This window comes from Planctomycetota bacterium (genome assembly GCA_038746835.1).
Taxonomy (GTDB): domain Bacteria; phylum Planctomycetota; class Phycisphaerae; order Tepidisphaerales; family Tepidisphaeraceae; genus JBCDKH01.
On record JBCDKH010000110.1, the window covers coordinates 1 to 12,281 of the forward strand.

Consider the following 12,281-nt stretch of genomic DNA (forward strand, 5'->3'; position numbering starts at 1 on the left):
ACCCGGAATCGGCCTGGCCCGCAGCAACACGCCGCGGCAGGACCAACTCCGCAACGGCGTCCGGCCGGTCCATTCCAGCCAAGACGCCGTCTCGATCCCGTCACACCGTCTTGCCGAGTGACTCGGCTTGCCGAACGCGTCGGAAGATCCGACCCGATCCGGCGACGGCCCGTTGCCGACGGCGGGATCCACCGGCGTCGTCGCAACGAGCGACAAGCACCGGCCGGACATGACCCGCCGATCCGCCTGCGACGCGGAACAACGGATACACGGGACTCCGACGCAAGCCGAAGCCCGCCGAAAAGTTCCCGCCGCCTCAGCAGCAGGCCTTTCGGCTCCGGGCTTCTCATCGACTCGGGAGGTGCTGCACGTGAACAACAAACGCCTCGCCGCAGTCGTCCGATTAAGGACCGACCACGCGAGGCGTTATCGGATGCGGCCGCCGAGGTTCCGGCGTCGCCTTGATTTGTCGCTGAAATCCTTACAAATCAGGCATTTTGACTTCCGCCCGCCGCGGATTCGTCGCGCGGACGACGCGGCTTGTTGCGCGGGGTCTTGGACATGTCCACGACTTTCACCGTCGGACGCGGCTGCTGCGCCGGCGGCGAGCCGGCTGAATCTGGCGATGCCGACGCGTCGGGCTGCACCTGTGCGGCGGCCTGATTCTCGCGCTTGATCGCCTCGTACACCTCTTTGCGGTGCACGGTGACCTCGCGTGGAGCGTTGATGCCGAGGCGCACCTTGTCTCCGCGAATGTCGATGACGGTCACTTCGACCTCGTCACCGATCATGATGGTTTCGTTTCGCTGACGAGATAGCACCAACATGGCGTTCCTTTTCCAGACATCCCGCGATCCGTGCGGGTTTCATGGCCGTTTGTTTTACGTCGTACGTTAGCGGAGGGTTCGGGTTAAAGGCCCTGGAATGGCGGGTTCTGACCCGCTTATCCACACTTGCAGACCGGCTTATGCCGTCTTGCGCAGTTTCTCAGGCGTGTCGGGCCCGATTCGGCCTGCTGTGTCGGCCACCTGGGATTCGCCCGATCGGCCCAGTCGGATGAGCGGCTGCCGGGTGCCCCACCGCTTTTCCGTCAGCACGATCTGCTTGCCGACGAACTTCTCCGCGTTCACGACCAGCGGCCCGAGCAGGTTGCCGGTCAGCCACTCGTCGACGCGATTGCAGATGGCCAGCACCTGGAGTGCGTCGAGGTCCGTGTCGTCCTCGCCGATGCCCAGCTCGCCGCGGCAGTCGTCGCGAAGCGGAATCTGCTCGATGCCGAAGTCCGGCACGAAGGCCGTCGGATCGCAGACAACAAATGCCAGCCGCGGATCGTCGACGCTCTGAAGCCAGAAGACGCATCCACCCTCGGCTGCGGCGTCGTTGGACTGCCGGTCGTCGGCCTGGATCAGTGCGAACTGCGTCGCCGCCGGGAAGCCGAGCAAGCCGTCGGCGAATCGGATGATGTGGTCGGCCGCGATCTCGATCGGGCCGAAACGCGTGGTGTCGATCTGCAAGAGACCGTTGTCGCTTTGCAGGAGACCTGCGTCGGTCGAGGCTTGCGCTGAGGAGGTGGTGTCGCTCATGTCAGTCGAGGAAGTGCAGGTCGTCTGCTGGGGTGACGGTGCAGAAGGGAGCAGTCGAGCAGGGTCAAGGCGTCGGCCGCGAGGCAGAGCCACCGTGGTGACTCGTCAGGCGGGTGGGCTGGGTCGTTTCTGATCGAAGCTGCCCCGAGGTCTTTATCGGTCGAAGCTGCCGTTGGTGGACAATAAAAAGCGCGTTGGTGATGCGGATGTCGCGGATTACCGAAGGAAGTCGAAGAGCGTGAGGTTCAACAGGTTCGATGTCGTCTGGAGCTGGGCCTGAAGGCTGGTCTGCAGCGTCTCGTACTCGAGGATTGCGGTCGAAAGGTCGACGTCTTCCAGGCGGGAAAGCAGCTCGCGCTGCGTCAGTTCCGTGTCTTCGAGGCGATCGCGCCGTTGCTCGACTTCGCGAAGCTGCCCGCCGACCTCGCCGCGGACGGTGATGACCTGGTCTTCGGAAAGCTCCAGCCGGGACAGGGCCGTCGTCGCCTGGCCGAGATTGCCGGTTTCGAGCGATCGAATCAGCGTCTTGAGGTGCGTGAACGGTCCGTCGACGCCGACCGCGTTGACGTCGCGGCCTTCGATCGTGTTGCCGGCGATCGGCTCATCCAGACCCAGATCACCGACCGCCTGGGACGTGCCGAGCGTGCCGATGCCCTGGACGTTGATGAGCCGCAGGCCGGGCAGCGTCGGATCGAAACTGGCGGTGGTCGTCGCACCGGCCGACGCGGCGGCGGTGTTGATGGCTGTCACGACGCTCGCGGCGTCGGTGGTGCCGTCGAGGTCGACCTCGAAGGTCGTCCCGCCGACATCGGTGAGCGAGAGGTCGGGGCCGTCAGGATCGAGCCGGACGCCAAGACCGTTGTTGAAGTCGGTGAGCGGGTCGGCGTCTGTGAAAGTGAGCCAGCCGAGTTCCTGGGCCGTGGTTCCGCCGCCGGAGTCGGTGATGCGGAGGTCGCTGCCCTGGGTGGAATTGCGAAGGAGGACGCGTGTGCCGTCGACGCTGATGGTCGCGCTAACGCCGGCGTCGGTGGCGTTGACGGCATTGACGAGGTCGCCGACGGTGGCGAGGCCGGCGGTGTTGATCGTGGCGGATCGGCTTCCGTTGCTGATGTCGAACGTGCCGGCCGACACGCCCGCGCCGCCGTTGAGCGAGGCCAGCGGCGTGAACGACGTCAGTCGCGCCTGAAGCGAATCGCCCGCGACAGTGACGACGGGCGAGGCACTGAGGATGCCCAGGTCCGCCGCTGTTCCGCCGCCGACTTCGCCGACGGTGACGCTGGCGCCGCTGACCTGCAGGGCATCGCCGGTCAGACTCGCGACGACACCGATGCCGGTGGCGTTGATGCGGTTGATGACGTCGGTGATCGTGTCGGCGTCGGAGAGATCGACGACCGCGCTCGAGCCGGCGTTGGTGATTCGGATGGAGCCGCGTTCGACGCCCGAGCCGCGGGCACCGTCGAGTTCGCCGAGTCGCGTGCTGCCGAGGACGCCTGGATCGAGATCGAGCGTGCCGACCCGCCGGGAGTTGCCACCGAAGACGTCTGCGGCCGCGACGCCGGTCTCGACGGTTTGGCCGAAGCGACCGACGACGGACTGGATCGGCTGGTCGCCGCCACTGAAGACGATCCCGCCGCCGGTGGCGCGGAAGGGCTCGGGGTTCCGCGTCCCACCGCCGAAAAGGCTGATGCCGCCTTCGTTGGTGTTGGCGACGGCCAGGAGCTGGCTTTCGATCGTGCGGAGCACCGTGGCCGCGCCGTCGCGCTCGGCTTGCGTCGCCTGATCGCCTGCGTTGGCCAGGCCGATCTGCCGTGCCTCGCGCAGCAGGTCGGTCGCATCGGACAGTGCCTGGTCGGTCCGCGAAAGCTGTCGGTCCGCGTGATTGAGGTTCGTGCGGTAACCCTCCTGCAGCTCGAGCGATCGACGGATCTGCTGTGCCGAAGCCGCGTCGGCCGGAGAGTCGCTCGGCCGGGTGATGCGCTTGCCCGTGGTGATCTGCCGCGTCGACTCCGCGAGGGCGGCCTGGGTCTTGGCGATCTGGCTCGACGCGCCCAGCGTTCGCTGAAGCTCGCCGACGCGGACAGGACTGGAATGAGAAATGTTCATCGTTCTTCCTTGAAATCAGACCAGATCGAGCAGCGTCTGCATCATCTCGTCGACAGCAGCCACGACGCGGGCGGCGCCTTGGTAGCTGCGCTGGTATCGCAGCAGCTGGACGGCTTCTTCGTCGAGGCTCACGCCGCTGAGTGCCTGTCGCTGGGCGATGAGCGTCTCCTCGATCGCACCGGCGGCGTCGGCCTCGGTGGTCGCCGTTCGGACGCCGGCCGACACTTCGAAGAGCGTCGCGTCGAACGCCTGGGCGATCGTCCCGCCGGCGAGTGCTTCGAGCCCTTGGTCGGCAAGACTGGCCATCGCAAGTGCGTTGCCGTTGCCGCCGGGCGTGTTGTCTCGACTGGCTGCGAGCTTGCCGGGATCGTCCTTGATCGCCTGGTTCACGCCGAGGTCGGCTGCGCCTTGTCCGGTGAAGAACGTCGCGATGCCGAGGCTGGCGAGGACGTTGCTCGTGTCGTCGCTGAAGACGACTTCCTGCGAAGCCGCATCGGCCGAGATGGTCAGCTGCCCCGCCGAGACCGACGCGCTCACGCCACCGATCGCGTCGATGGCCGTCGTCAGATCGTCGAGCGACGTGCCGCCCGTCGTGCCGTCGAGCGGGACGGAAATGATCGTGCTGGTCGTGTTGCCGCTGGCCTTGTCGCGTAGGTGGACGACGAACGACCCGTTCTGTGGCGGCGGCTCGACGCCGGCAGCCGGCAGGTCGAGTGCGACCGTCGTGTCGTCGACTCGGACATCGGCCGAGACCGTGTCGTAGCCGCGCGTGCCCTGGCCGCTGGCGTGGAGCGTGTTGACCTCGTGCTTGAGCGACTGGGCGACCGCGTCGAGCCGGGCGAGCGTGTCGCGAATTGTCTGCTGCGCCTCGACGGCTCCGGCGAGCTGTCCGCCGTTAAGCGGTGCCGGCCCGCCGCCGTTGTCGATGGTGACCGTCGTCAACACCTTGCCACTCGTCGCGTCGTTGCGCTTCTCCAGCGTGATGCCGCGCGAGTCGCCCGCGATGACCAGCGGCTCGGTGCCGGCGTAGACGTTGAGCGAACCGTCGGGCTGCAGGATCGCCCGCGTTCCGGCAAGACCCGCCACCTCGCCGACGAGCGCGTCGCGACGATCGCGCAGCGCGTTGGCTGACCCACCGCCGCCGGCGCCTTCGGCCTGCTGGATCTGCGTGTTGAGCGCCGCGATCTCGTCCAGCACGCGGTCGGCGTCTTTCGCGTAGGCGTCGACGCGCAAGTCGACGTCGTCGGCCAAACGATCGAGCCGGTCGTAAAGCCGGTTGAACTCGCTGGCCAGCGCCTCGCCCTCGGAGATGACCGACTGCCGGAGGGCCGCGTCGCCGGGGTTGTTCGCCAGCGACGACCACGCGTTGAAGTACCGCGTCATCGCGGTCGAGACGTCGGCGTCCGTGAGCTCGTTGAATGCAGCCTCGGCCTGACGGAGCCAGTCGAGCCGCTCGCGCGCCGCTGCACTCTCGCCGGCGGCCGCGTCGAGGCGTCGGTTGAGGGCTTCGTCGACCTGGCGTTCGACGCCGGCGAGCTCGATGCCCGTGCCGAGGAAGATGCCATCGCCCGCGCTGCGTCCGCGTGCCGAGCCGACACTGGCGACCTGTCGCGAATAGTTCGGGTCGCTGGCACCGGCGATGTTGTTGCCAGTCGTCTGGATCGCCGCTTGCGTGACGGCCAGGGCGCTCTTGCCGACGTTGAGGGTTCCGCTGAGAGACATGGGTTCTTCCTTGAAAACGGCGGATCAGCCGACGAGTCGAACGTGCTTGGCCACACCGCCAGCCGGCGGGCAGTCGCCCTGACGCGAGTACAGGAATGGCTTGTGCAGCAGCCGCAACGCCTGGTTCAGATGAGCCAGCACGCCACCCGCCATCCGGCCGCAGGTCTGTCCGGCCGAACGCGTCAGTCGCGTCGCTTCAAGCAGTTCGCCGCGCACCTGCAAGAGTGCGTCGCGATGCTCGGGGCACGCCTCGGCCAGCACGGCCAACGTGGCGTCGGGCGGCAGGTTCGTCATGCGGGCAACGCCGCGTGCGTGCTTGCGGCGCTCGGCCTCGTGACGAAGTAGCACGCGATGCAACGTCTCCTGTCGACGCGCGGCAGCCGACATCGCGCGGACGTCGAGCTTGCGCATGGCTTGCTCCTGATCGACCATCGCGGTGCGGAGGTCGGCCTGGGCCGTGGCGAGCTTGTGCAGCGTCGCCAAAAGCGACTCGACAGGCGTCGGCGGAGCGGCGTTGGGTTGAGCGGACAGCGTGGGCAACGAAGGCGGCCTCGTGAGCGTGCGTTACGGGAAAGGTCAGACGTCAGACAGCCGGCCGACAATCGCGTCGACCAACGCGCCGCCCGTGTCACGACCGGCCTTCTCAGCAAGCCGCTGGTCGAGCATCGAGCTGAACGCGCTGCCGCCTCGGCCACCGGAGAACGGTGAGTCTTCCGGCGAAAGGCTCGATTCGCGGGCCTGCTTGAGCATCGTGCCGTAGAAGCTCTGGCCGACCCACTGCGTCGCGACGGGGCGAAGCTGGGCGGCGACGGTGGTGGGGGTGGTGGGTGTGTTGGGAGAAATCGTCATGACGGTCGTCCTTCACTCGATGATCAGGCAGGCCTACTCGATGATGAGGCGAGCGTGCAGCTTGCCGGTGCGGTGGAGTTCCTTCAGGATCGAAATGCGGTCTTCGGCCGGCACGTTCAGGCGGTCGAGCGCGGCGACGAGGTCTTGAAGCTTGGCGCGACTCCGCTCGTTCACCGCGCTGTCGCCTGTGGCCAGCGGCACGAAGTTGCGCGTGACCACGCGGCCGCCGAGGTTGTCCGGGGTGTTTGCGTTCGGATTGCCGAACGGATCGGCCGGCCCACGGACGCCGTCTGCCGGCGGCGCGGCGGCGGTGATGGTCAGGCCGCGCATCGAGATCACCACCGGGCTGATCTCGACGTCGCCCGTGATGACAATCGTGCCGAGCCGCTCGTTGATCCGAACACGCGCCTCGTCGGCTACCAGCGGGACAGGCATCCGTTGCACGCGACTGATGAACAGGTCCGGCCGAGCAAGCTCCGCCGGCGGGATCGAGACGACCACGTTCTTCGGATCGATCGCGACAGCAATCTCGCGGCCGTCGAGGCTTTCGGTCTCGTTGATCTGCTTGGCGATGTGACTCGCCGTCGTCCACGAGGCGTGCGCGTCATCGAGCACGATCGAGAACTGTCCGTCGCGCACGAACTGCTTGGGCAGGTCGCGCTCCATCACGCAGCCACGCTCGATGCGGCCGACGGTGGGCGTGTTGGTGTCTTCCAAAATCACCGGCCCTTCCGCCAGGGCGAAGATGCCTCCGCCGCCAGGTAGCGGTCCGGTCAATGGGCTGACGAACAGCCGGCCGCCTGACAGGCTGCGTGCTGCGCCGATGCTGGTGATGTGGACGTCAAGGGCGTCGCCGCTTCGCACGCCGTTGCGTGGAACGACGACAGAGAGCGCGACCATGGCGACGTTGTCGGCAGTGCACAGCACCAGCGGGACGGTCGTGATGCCGAAGAACCCGAGCAACTGCGCTAGCGACCGCACGGCCGGGGCGAAGTCGCCGCCGTCGCCGGTGCCGTCGAGGCCGAGCACGAGTCCGACGCCGGTCAGCCGCTCTTCCCGCTGCGCGTCGAGCCGACTGATGTCAGCCACACGCGTCGCTGAGGCGATCCCGCACGACAGGCCGAGCGCTAGGAGGAAGGGTTTGAGCATGAAGGCTGGGTGCTTGCGGACTCGTGAACTGGTGAACTGGGATGGGTCTCGGAAGCGGGTCGCGGTTCGGGGTGTGCCCCGAGTTCACGAGTGACAAGGACACGAGTTCACGAACTAGAACGGATTCACCACGTCGACGGCTCGTGGCAGCCAGCCGCGTTTGGCGGCGTCGCGGACGGGGCCGCGGGTGTGTTTCTGGAGGTGCAGGTCGTGCAGCTGCGTCGAGAGCACCGTGTTGCCAGCGGTGACGTCGGCGGTGCGGCAGGTGCCGGTGAGGACGATGAGCTGCTCGTCGTTGTCGGTCGTGATGCGCTTGCGGGCCTGGATGACCAGCGTGCCGTTGGGCTTGACGTCCATCACTTCGGCGGTGATGCGCGTCACAAAGCTGTCACGACGATCGTTCTGTCCGTCGCCGGCGAAGCTGCGACCCGCCTCGAAGTCGAGTGCCTGTCCGCCTGCCTTTGGAATCAGGCGAAAGTCGCCCAGGTTCAGGTTGACGTACTCCTGAAGGTCGGCGCTGATCGTGTAGTCCTTCTCGTAGTCCGCGCTGCCTTGGGACCGGGACGAACTCTCCTCCCGCACGATGACGGTGATCAGATCGTGTCGACGAACCAACGTCGGCTCGGGCGCGGGGATCGCGAAGAAGCTGACGTCGGCATCGATGGCCGAGCCGGGTTGGCCGATGCCGCGGGCGACGGCGTCGCGGCTGGCGAGCTGCGCCTGCAACAGCGAGCCGCTGCCGGCGAACATGCGGGCGGCGATCTCCTCGGCCGTCTCGGTCGCAGCGGGCGAGGTCGTCACCTGTGGACGCGTCTGCGTCGACTGTGCCGCGGCCTTGCCAGCGAGCGCGGCGACGGTCGCGAGCAAGATGGAAGCGTTGTTGGGTTTCTTCATGATGCTGCCGATTGCTGGTTAAAACGCGACGGTTCCGGTGCCCGGGCCCGTGACGGTGACGCGGAGTTCCTCGCCCGTTGCGTCGACGCGGCACCGCACGGTCTGGCCGAAGCCGCCGTCTTCGCGGCTGGTGGCGATGGAGTGGACGACGACGCCGCCGCTGGAAAGGGCGACCTTTACCCGCTGCCCGCGGCGGACCATCAGCGGGGCTGACATGTCCTGCGGCCGGACCACGTGGCCGACGTCGAGTCGGCGTGTGGCGCGTTGGCCGACGACGGTCGCCGCGTCGGCAAAGCGGTTGAGCGGGTCTGCCTGTTGAACGAACGTGACGTCGGCCTCGCGAATCAGGACGCCGCGTGCGACCGGTCGGATAAGCTTCGCCAAACGCTGCGGGCCGGCTTGATTTTCCTTGATGTCTCTAGATGTCGAGCCCGTTGACTCGACCGATCGCGCGGCTGGCACAGCGGCGAGGCCGCTCCACTCGTCGGTGGTCGGTTCGATCGTCGGAGCGACCGGATCGCGAAGCTGGACGACACACGCGTCTGGCCCGCGGACCAGGAGCTCGTGCCTGCCGACGCCCGCATCAACCAGGACGGCGACGACTTCGTCCGTCGCGACGCGGCCGTTGCTGGGCGTGATCGAGAGCTTGGCGAGTTGCTCGGCCCCTTCGCCCGTGATCCGCGCGACGTCGCCCACAGTGACGATGCCCGTCGCCGAGGCCGCGGCGCGAACGCTGACGCGCACCTCCGCCGCCGAGCTGACGCCCGTGGCTGCGAGGAGGATGGAGAGTCCGATGCGAATCATGGCAGAAGCTGGTGAAAAGCGAGCGTTATCGACGCAGGTTGCCGATGGTCTGCAGTGCCTCGTCGGCGGTCTTGATGGACTGGCTGTTGAGCTCGAAGTTCCGCTGCGTCTTGATGAGCGTGACGAGTTCCTTCACGGGGTCGACGTTCGAGCCTTCGAGGAAGCCTTGCCGGACAAGCCCCGCACCGTCTTCGCCAGGCAGGCCGTCGATGCCCTCGCCGCTGGCGGCCGTGGCGACGAACAGGCTGCCGCCGAGGAGTTTGAGACCCTGCGGGTTGCTGAAGCGACTGATCGCGATTCGGCCGAACGTTTGAGCTTCGACCTCGCCCGGCACGATGCCGCTGACGGTGCCGTCTTCGGCGATCTCGACGGTGCTCATCGGCACCTCGATCGGGATGTTGATCGGCGGGTCGAGCTTGTAGCCGCTGCCGAGGCCGAGAATCACTTCGCCCTCGTTGTTGCGGAAAAAGTCGCCGTTTCTGGTGTACGCGGCACCGTCACCGATGCCGTCGGCCACCTGCACTTTGAAGAAGCCGGTGCCTTCGATCGCGAGGTCCAGCTTGCCGCCGGTCGGGTCGAGTGTGCCCTGCTCGAGGTCGAGCTGCGTGTTGGAGACCTTCACGCCCAGGCCCACTTGAATGCCGGCCGGCGCGATGTCGCCGGCGGCGTTCAGCGAGCCGGGGTGCCGCTTGGTGAGGTACATCAGGTCCTCGAAGTTCACGCGCTGCCGTTTGAAGGCCGTCGTCTCGGCGTTTGCGAGGTTGTTGGCGACGACATCAATTCGAGTCGACAGCGCCCGAAGGCCTGTGGCAGCGGAGTTGAGTGCGGTAATGGCCATAAATCGGAAGTGTTGAGTGAAGAGTGATTAATGAGCAATAATGGAGATGGGGTCAGTTGCCTGTTGCGGCAGTGATCACTCGTTGGTGCTCATTCATCAGTTCATGCGATCGCGCTCGCCTCGATGAGTCGGCCGAGCGTGGTGTCCTGGTGTCGGATGAGGTTGGCGTTGGCTTCGAGCTGACGCGCGACGCGGATCATGCGGGTGAGCTCGAGGGTCGGGTCGACATTGCTCGTTTCGATGAAACCGGATCTCATGGACGACGATGGCGCGTCGATGAGGGGCTCGGCGGCATCGAACAGCCCGCCACCGATGGGTTTCAGACGCGTCGGATCAGAGACGGTCGCCGTTCGGATGTGGCCCACCGCCGTACCGTCACGGCCCATCAAATTGCCGTCTTCGTCGAGTACCAGAGAAGACTCCGCCACGTCCGCAGGCACGGTCAGCGGTTGTGCGTCTCGCCCGAGGACGACGGCGGTCGGATCGTTCACAAGGACGATTCGGCGGTCGCCGTCGAGCGTCATTCGGCCGTCTCGGGTGAGATAGGTCTCGGGTCCGGTGGGCGTGTCCTTCCGGACGGTCAGATAGCCGTCACCGACCAGCGCGACGTCCAGCGGCCGGTTGGTCTGCTCCAGCCCGCCCGGCGAGGTGTCGAGCCGCGTGGGCAGAGAAATGCTCCCACCTGTGCGATTTTCAAGGGATTCGGGACCGCCGGGCGAAGCGTCGCGCTGCTTGTGCAGCGTGATCAGCCGGCGAAAGCCGACGGTCTCCGCATTGGCGAGGTTGTTGGCGATGACATCCTGCTTGGCCTGAGCCTGGGCGATGCCGGTTGCGCTGAGGTAGGTGCCGTAGATCACGCTTTGAGCGTTATCGGCACAACCAGCGAGGTCTCATAACCTTGCGTCCCTGACGGAACGCTCGAACGGCGAAATCCGCGGATTTACGGGAAAAGCAGGCGTTTTCAGCCGACTGGATGCACTGTCGCCGCGTTGGGCGGGTTGTCGTGCGGCACGTCGAAGTCGACGGACGGGTCCTTGTAGTCGTGCGGATCGTCCGGCAGGCCGTCGATGAAATCGGTGATCGATTCGGCTGTGATGTCCTCGTGGAGGACGTCGTTCACCAGGGCCACGGGTGCGGTTCCGCAGGAGCCGAGGCACTCGAGTGCAACGACGGTGAACCGGCCGTCGTCGGTGGTTTCGCCGACGTCCATCAGCTCCAGCTTGTCGAGAAGCTTGTCGATAATGCCTTGCGCACCAACGATTTCGCACGCAAGTGACCGGCAGACGGCAACGAGGTACTTCCCCTTGGGCTGGAGCCAGTACTCTTCGTAGAAGGTGGCCGTATCGAACGCTTCGGCCGGAGAGACCTCCAAAAACTCAGCCACTTCCCGCAAGGCGGCGGGATCGATGTGGCCGTACTCGTGCTGGACGAGGTGCAGCGCCGGCAGGAGGCAGGCCCTTTTTGTCGGATATCTAGGGAAAAAGACAGTTTCCAGCTGCTTTTTGAGCGCATCGGTCAGCAGCGGCTCTCCCGCATCCAGACGCGTGCGACGGGTGTCTTCTGCAATCCAGGGCATGGCGGGAACAGTCTAGCGACCCGCACCCACGTCCGGCGCGTGTGGGTCGACACCATTTGAAACACGGGACGTACGGTCAGACGAGCTTCGATGCACAAGACGGTTGTCCTCAACGTCGTCGGCCTCACGCAATCGCTGATTGGCGAGGAGACGCCGATTCTGCGGGATTTTAGGGATTCTGGGCACGTTTCGACCATTCGCTCCGCCCTGCCGGCGGTGACGACGACGGCGCAGACGAACTACCTGACCGGCACCACGCCCAGCGAGCACGGCATCGTCGGCAACGGCTGGTACTTCCGCGACACGCAGGAGATTCGCCTCTGGCAGCAGGCCGACGGGCTCGTGCAGACGCCTCGCTTGTGGGATGAGGCCCGCCAGCGCGACGCCGGCTTCACGTGTGCGAACCTCTTCTGGTGGTACGCGATGTACTGTGGGGCCGACTACACGGTCACGCCCCGCCCGATGTACCCGGCCGACGGGCGGAAGGTGCCGGACGTGTGGACGCATCCGGGCACCCTGCGGGACGAGCTGCAGGCGGAGCTGGGGCAGTTTCCTTTGTTCAAGTTCTGGGGCCCGGCCGCGGGGATCGAGTGCAGTGACTGGATCGCGCGGGCGGCCATGCGGGTCGATGAGCGGTTCGATCCGACGCTGACGCTCGTCTACCTGCCGCATCTCGACTACGTGCTGCAGCGAGAAGGTCCGAAAATCGGGGAAAGTGGCACGCTCCAGAACGAGCTCCACGCGATCGACACCGTCGTCGGCC

At 66.3% G+C, this 12,281-nt stretch carries 13 protein-coding genes; 1 reads left to right on the forward strand and 12 read right to left on the reverse strand.

Annotation, left to right across the window (positions count from 1 at the left end):
* Positions 1-488 precede the first annotated feature (488 nt).
* The 12 genes from csrA to AAGI46_11295 all read right to left on the reverse strand — a co-directional run bounded on the left by csrA (position 489) and on the right by AAGI46_11295 (position 11,518).
* Positions 489-827 (reverse strand): carbon storage regulator CsrA, encoded by a 339-nt coding sequence (csrA, locus tag AAGI46_11240; GenBank protein ID MEM1012779.1) that lies wholly within the window; start codon positions 825-827, stop codon positions 489-491.
* 138 nt (positions 828-965) lie between these two features.
* Positions 966-1,583 (reverse strand): flagellar assembly protein FliW, encoded by a 618-nt coding sequence (gene fliW / locus AAGI46_11245; protein ID MEM1012780.1) that lies wholly within the window; start codon positions 1,581-1,583, stop codon positions 966-968.
* Between the two features lie 216 nt (positions 1,584-1,799).
* The gene (locus AAGI46_11250; protein ID MEM1012781.1) at positions 1,800-3,686 is read right to left on the reverse strand and encodes a hypothetical protein; all 1,887 of its coding nucleotides are present in this window, start codon (positions 3,684-3,686) and stop codon (positions 1,800-1,802) included.
* Positions 3,687-3,701: 15 nt separating this feature from the next.
* On the reverse strand, positions 3,702-5,408 hold the full coding sequence (gene flgK, locus AAGI46_11255) for a flagellar hook-associated protein FlgK (protein ID MEM1012782.1): 1,707 nt from the start codon (positions 5,406-5,408) through the stop codon (positions 3,702-3,704).
* Positions 5,409-5,432: 24 nt separating this feature from the next.
* Positions 5,433-5,948: a flagellar export chaperone FlgN gene (gene flgN / locus AAGI46_11260; GenBank protein ID MEM1012783.1), complete on the reverse strand. Its 516-nt coding sequence runs from the start codon at positions 5,946-5,948 to the stop codon at positions 5,433-5,435.
* A gap of 36 nt (positions 5,949-5,984) precedes the next feature.
* Positions 5,985-6,257: a rod-binding protein gene (locus tag AAGI46_11265; GenBank protein MEM1012784.1), complete on the reverse strand. Its 273-nt coding sequence runs from the start codon at positions 6,255-6,257 to the stop codon at positions 5,985-5,987.
* A 33-nt stretch (positions 6,258-6,290) separates the two neighbouring features.
* A complete protein-coding gene (locus AAGI46_11270) occupies positions 6,291-7,406 on the reverse strand; it encodes a flagellar basal body P-ring protein FlgI (GenBank protein ID MEM1012785.1) in 1,116 nt (371 codons plus the stop codon).
* Positions 7,407-7,520: 114 nt separating this feature from the next.
* Positions 7,521-8,300: a flagellar basal body L-ring protein FlgH gene (locus AAGI46_11275; protein MEM1012786.1), complete on the reverse strand. Its 780-nt coding sequence runs from the start codon at positions 8,298-8,300 to the stop codon at positions 7,521-7,523.
* Between the two features lie 18 nt (positions 8,301-8,318).
* Positions 8,319-9,104: a flagellar basal body P-ring formation chaperone FlgA gene (gene flgA / locus AAGI46_11280; GenBank protein MEM1012787.1), complete on the reverse strand. Its 786-nt coding sequence runs from the start codon at positions 9,102-9,104 to the stop codon at positions 8,319-8,321.
* Positions 9,105-9,129: 25 nt separating this feature from the next.
* Entirely contained in the window at positions 9,130-9,942 is an 813-nt protein-coding gene (flgG, locus tag AAGI46_11285) for a flagellar basal-body rod protein FlgG (GenBank protein MEM1012788.1), read from the reverse strand.
* Positions 9,943-10,043: 101 nt separating this feature from the next.
* A complete protein-coding gene (locus tag AAGI46_11290; protein ID MEM1012789.1) occupies positions 10,044-10,799 on the reverse strand; it encodes a flagellar hook-basal body protein in 756 nt (251 codons plus the stop codon).
* 104 nt (positions 10,800-10,903) lie between these two features.
* Positions 10,904-11,518, reverse strand: a complete 615-nt coding sequence (locus AAGI46_11295) for an NAD(P)H-dependent oxidoreductase subunit E (GenBank protein ID MEM1012790.1) — start codon at positions 11,516-11,518, stop codon at positions 10,904-10,906.
* Between the two features lie 90 nt (positions 11,519-11,608).
* Here AAGI46_11295 and AAGI46_11300 point away from each other — a divergent pair.
* Positions 11,609-12,281, forward strand: a 673-nt coding sequence (locus tag AAGI46_11300; protein ID MEM1012791.1) for a nucleotide pyrophosphatase/phosphodiesterase family protein, incomplete at its 3' end; no start/stop codon positions are given.